Origin of the sequence: Brucella grignonensis, assembly GCF_002252505.1 — a bacterium.
Taxonomy (GTDB): Bacteria; Pseudomonadota; Alphaproteobacteria; order Rhizobiales; family Rhizobiaceae; genus Brucella; species Brucella grignonensis.
On sequence record NZ_NNRL01000092.1, the window covers coordinates 1 to 4,855 of the forward strand.

Genomic DNA, 4,855 nt, shown 5'->3' on the forward strand with positions numbered 1-4,855 from the left:
CGCCTCCAGAACCTGAAGACCCGCAGCTATAACCTCAGGACCAATCCCATCCGCAGGGATCGCTGCAATCTTGTATTCACGCATGGGAAGTTCGCTCCTGTTCAAGGGCTCGCGCTCAGGGTCAAGCGCCGGACACATGGCCCGTGGCCATGACGAATGATGGATCGGCGGCTTATTCTCAGCCGCCGACCAAACCGAGGTTACTTGCCGCTTTCGCTGATCAGCTTCGTCAGTCGCTCGACTTCAGACGCGAACTTCTGGTCAAGCGCCGCCGGTGTCGCCAGATCTTCCGATACCGGTGCGGTTCCAAGGCTCGCAAAACGCTCGATCACGGCCGGATCCTTGAGTGCGGCGCGCAACGCTTCCGCAAGCTTGCTGCGGATGGCTTCAGGCGTTTCCTTGGGTGCCCAGAGCGCATGCCAGGCACTGAGCTCGAACCCTTGCAGGCCGCTCTCCTCGATGGTCGGAAGATCTGGCAGCACGCCAATCCGCGCCTTCGTTGTCACCGCATAAGGATGAACCTCACCGGCCTTGATCTGGGTCGTGGTGTTGGTCGTCTGGTCACAGGCGAGATCGATGCGACCTCCAATGAGATCGGTCATTGCGGGGCCCATGCCCTTGTAAGGCACCAGAGTGATCTTGGTGCCGAGCGCGTCCTGCAGTAACCTGCCGCAGAGATCGGAAACGGCACCCGTGCCGGCGGTCCCGAAGGTGACGGCAGGCCCGTTTGCCTTCACATAGGAGAGGAGATCGGTGAACGTCTTCGGCTCGAAGTCCTTCCTGCCGACGACCGTCATCGGGACCTCGGTAATCAGCCCGACGCTCGAAAAGTCTTCGATCGGCTTGTAGGTCAGGTTCGGGTAGAGCGCAGCGAAGGTGGCCACCCCGATATGGTAGAGCAGCAACCGGTAGCCATCGGGGTCCGCCTGCGCCACTGTTGCGGCACCAAGCGAGCCGCCGGCGCCGCCCATGTTTTCGATCAGCACCTGCTGGCCAAGGGTCGTGGACATCGACTGCGCCACCAGGCGCGCCACGGTGTCACTCGGTCCACCTGCCGCTGCAGGCACCACGATTGTGATGGGTCGATCAGGATAGTTCTCCTGCGCCAGCACCATATGGCTGGACATGGCAAACAGGACACCTGTGAGGGACAACAGTACCTTTTTCATCGCGCTTTCCTCCCTGAGATCGCGAAGGATGCCTCCACATCCTTTTCCATGCTATCTTGCATGCAAGCTTACATTTATTGATGCGCGCCCGTTTGTCAAGCTCCAGGAGAGCGGCTATAACGAGCCTTGAAACAACGACAGGTAGTTCATGATCAAGACGATCGACATTCCCGGAGCCGCGCCACGCGATCCGGCCACAGAACAGAATTCAGCAAACGCCGACATTAACGGTACGGGTCGGGTTTCTGCCGCCTATCTCGCCATCAAGGAGGCGATACGCTCCAACGCGTTTCCCCCTGGGCACCAAGCTGCGGAAATTGAAATTGCGCGTCAGCTCGGCATGAGCCGAACCCCGGTGCACGAAGCCATGGCGCGACTGCAGGAAGACGGACTGGTCCGGATACTTCCCAAGAAGGGCATCATCATCTGTGCCCTGTCTCCTGCGGACATTGAGGAAATCTACGAAGTCATCACCGCGCTCGAGGGTGCAGCGGCAGCACGGCTCGCCCGGCTGCCGATGGAGGAACGCGCGCCCGTCATCCAGCTTCTGAAGGCCGCCACAAAGCGGATGATTGAGGCATTGGCGGACAACGACCTTCCACGATGGGCTGTGGCCGACGAGGATTTTCATCAGGCCCTCGTAATAGAGAGCGGAAACAGCCGCCTCATGCGGATGGCCGGGACTGTCGCCGATCAATTGCATCGCGCCCGCATGTTCACCCTCAACCTACGCCCTTTACCGCTGCACTCGGCCGGTGAGCATGCGGCAATCATAGAGGCAATCGAGCAGGGTGATGGGGATGCGGCAAGCCGCGCCGCACGGCTGCACCGCAAACACGCGCATGACGCATTGATCCCCCTTATTGCTCGATACAATCTACGCAATCTCTAGGTTGTCGGTTGCGGCGATCTGCAAAACACGAAGATTGTTGGTGCTGCCCCGTTGCGCGAATGGGAATCCCGCCACGATGACAATGTGATCGGAGGGACTTGCCAGCTTTGCTTCCTGCACTGCCTGTTGCGCATGAATCAGCGACGCCTCATAGGTGTGGACATCTTGTGATCGTGCCCCGACCACCCCCCAGAACATGTTGAGCCGGCGCGCGACTTGTTCGGACGGAGTGAGAGCCAGAATTGGCAATGCCGGTCTGGCACGCGAAATTCTGGCCGCGGTTGTTCCGCTCGATGTATAGGCCACCACAACCGGCGATCCCAGAGCCACGGCAACGTTGGCTGCTGCAGTGGCAACTGCATGCGGCGGTGATTGAGCGACATCGGGTTCCGTTGCCTCAAGGATCGGCCGGTAGTGCTTGTGCTTCTCCGTCTTCTCGATGATCCGGTTCATAATTTCGACCGCCTCCACCGGGTAGGCGCCTGTTGCGGTCTCGGCGGAAAGCATGACGGCATCTGCCCCATCATAGATGGCACCGGCAACGTCCGAGGCTTCAGCGCGCGTCGGCGTTGGCGAACTCACCATCGAGTCGAGCATCTGTGTGGCGACAATCACGGGCTTGGCCGCTAGCCGGCATGCACGGATGATTTCCTTCTGCTTGCCCGGAACGTCCTCCGGCGGGATCTCCACGCCGAGATCACCTCGCGCAACCATGACGCTGTCCGAAAGCCTGACAATATCCTCGATGTCATCGAGGGCAGACGGCTTCTCGATCTTGGCAATGAGGCCAGCCCTGTCTCCAACGAGGGACCGGGCTTCGATCATGTCGCGTGCCCGCTGAACGAAAGAAAGTGCGACCCAGTCGACGCCAAGCTCGAGCCCGAATTCCAGGTCCTCACGATCTTTCGCCGTGAGCGGGGAAATGTCCAGGACAGCGCCGGGCACGTTGACACCCTTGCGGTTCGACAAGGCGCCTCCATTGAGGACCTCGCAAACAAGCCGCCCGTCCATCACCTCCATGATCCGGACTTTTATTCTACCGTCGTCGATCAGGAGGTCCATTCCGGGCACCGCCACCTCGAAGATTTCCCGATGAGGTAGCGGAATATCGTTCATTCCTTCACCACCCTCACGGCCAAGGATAAATTCGATGGTGGATCCACGTGCGAGATCGAGCCTGCCATGTGCCAGAACTCCGATCCGGATCTTCGGACCCTGAAGATCCTGCAGCACGGCGATAGCAGCATCATGCTCCTGCTCGAGAGCTCGGATGTTCCTATAGACTTCCGCGTGATCGGCCCGGGCACCATGGCTGAAATTCAGGCGGAACGTATCGACACCGGCGAGAAACAGTGAGCGAAGCATGTCGGGCGAACTTGACGCCGGTCCGACCGTCGCGACGATCTTTGATCGCCGGTTGTTGCGTATGAACATGTCCAAACCTAACCTATGAGAATTGCGCGGATGTCGTTGACGTTCGTAAGCGTTGGGCCTGTGACCACCAGGTCGCCGATGGCCTTGAAGGCCGTGTAACTATCATGGGCAGACAAGGTCGCCCGTGGATCGATACCAGCATCGCGCATTCGGATAAGACTGTCCGGCGCGACCAGCGCACCGGCAGCATCCTCGACACCGTCGATACCATCAGTATCACCGGCGATGGCCCAGATGCCGGAACCTCCCTTAAGGGCAACCGCAAGACTGAGAAGAAACTCCGTGTTTCTCCCACCGCGCCCCTCGGTCATGGCACCAAGGGAAACGGTACTCTCACCACCGGACAGGATGACGGCAGGTGCTGCTACAGGCAGGCCCTTGTCGCGGGCGGAGAGTGCGATGCCTGCCATGACACGCCCCATTTCGCGAGCCTCACCTTCCAGGGCATCTCCGAGGATAAGTGGACACAAGCCGGCATCTAGCGCGGCCGCGGCGGCCGCTTCGAGCGCTATCGAGGGGGCAGCGACCAGCCGAATCTCGCCTGCAACCTCCCCTGCCTTCGGCGTCTCGTTGCCTTGCGCCAGCACTGCGCGCGCAGAATCGGGCAGGTCAATGCCGTAGCGGGCGACGATGGCTGCTGCATCTGCCAAAGTGGTAGGATCCGCGACCGTTGGACCCGAGGCAATCTCCGATGGATCGTCACCCGGCACGTCAGAGATGACCAGTGTCACCAGTTTTGCCGGCAGTGCTGCGCGGGCCAGATGTCCTCCCTTGATAGCGGAAAGATGCTTGCGGACGGTATTCATCTCGGAGATGGTGGCACCGCTGGAAAGCAGCGCCTGATTGACCGCCCTTTTGTCGGTCAAAGTCATCTTGCCCGCAGGCGATACAAGCAATGACGAACCGCCGCCGGAGATGAGAGCCACCACGAGATCGTCCGGACCAAGGCCCTGAACCGCAGCGAAAATCTTCTCTGCAGCCCTAATGCTCATCTCATCCGGGACGGGGTGGGAGGCCTCCAGGATTTCGATGCGTCCCGCCGGAACGGCGTGGCCGTAGCGAGTGACCACGATGCCCGAGAGATCGACATCGGGCCAGGCGGCGTCGACCGCAGCCGCCATCGCAGCCGACGCCTTGCCCGCTCCCACGACGACGCAGCGACCTCTGGGACGCTCTGGGAGGTTGTTGACAACAGCTATTTTCGGATCCGCGCTGGCAACGGCTGCGTCGAAAATTCGACGCAGCACCTCGCGAGCGGACACATCGTTCCAGGTCATTCTGCAGCGGCCATCTTCAAGATATTCGATCCAGCGATTGCGTTGCATACGGCTTCGGTGACTTGCCTGGTGTTGGCGGTGCC

General features: G+C 60.4%; 4 protein-coding genes. 1 reads left to right on the forward strand and 3 read right to left on the reverse strand.

The window, feature by feature from the left end; genetic code table 11:
* Positions 1 to 200: 200 nt before the first annotated feature.
* Positions 201 to 1,169, reverse strand: a complete 969-nt coding sequence (locus tag CEV33_RS01285) for a tripartite tricarboxylate transporter substrate binding protein BugD (RefSeq protein WP_046802344.1) — start codon at positions 1,167 to 1,169, stop codon at positions 201 to 203.
* Positions 1,170 to 1,317: 148 nt separating this feature from the next.
* On the opposite strand from CEV33_RS01285, the gene CEV33_RS01290 reads away from it, so the two are divergent.
* A complete protein-coding gene (locus tag CEV33_RS01290) occupies positions 1,318 to 2,061 on the forward strand; it encodes a GntR family transcriptional regulator (protein WP_046802345.1) in 744 nt (247 codons plus the stop codon).
* On the opposite strand, the gene pyk is transcribed toward CEV33_RS01290, so the two are convergent.
* Positions 2,047 to 3,495: a pyruvate kinase gene (gene pyk, locus CEV33_RS01295; protein WP_046802387.1), complete on the reverse strand. Its 1,449-nt coding sequence runs from the start codon at positions 3,493 to 3,495 to the stop codon at positions 2,047 to 2,049. The two genes, CEV33_RS01290 and pyk, sit on opposite strands and share 15 nt — an antisense overlap.
* An 8-nt stretch (positions 3,496 to 3,503) precedes the next feature.
* Positions 3,504 to 4,772 (reverse strand): glycerate kinase type-2 family protein, encoded by a 1,269-nt coding sequence (locus CEV33_RS01300; protein ID WP_046802346.1) that lies wholly within the window; start codon positions 4,770 to 4,772, stop codon positions 3,504 to 3,506.
* Positions 4,773 to 4,855: the final 83 nt, after the last annotated feature.

Coding starts and splice junctions, on each gene's coding strand:
- CEV33_RS01285 (WP_046802344.1), bottom strand. CDS start 1,169: ATGAAAAAGGTACTGTTGTCCCTCACAGGTGTCCTGTTTGCCATGTCC.
- CEV33_RS01290 (WP_046802345.1), top strand. CDS start 1,318: ATGATCAAGACGATCGACATTCCCGGAGCCGCGCCACGCGATCCGGCC.
- pyk (WP_046802387.1), bottom strand. CDS start 3,495: ATGTTCATACGCAACAACCGGCGATCAAAGATCGTCGCGACGGTCGGA.
- CEV33_RS01300 (WP_046802346.1), bottom strand. CDS start 4,772: ATGACCTGGAACGATGTGTCCGCTCGCGAGGTGCTGCGTCGAATTTTC.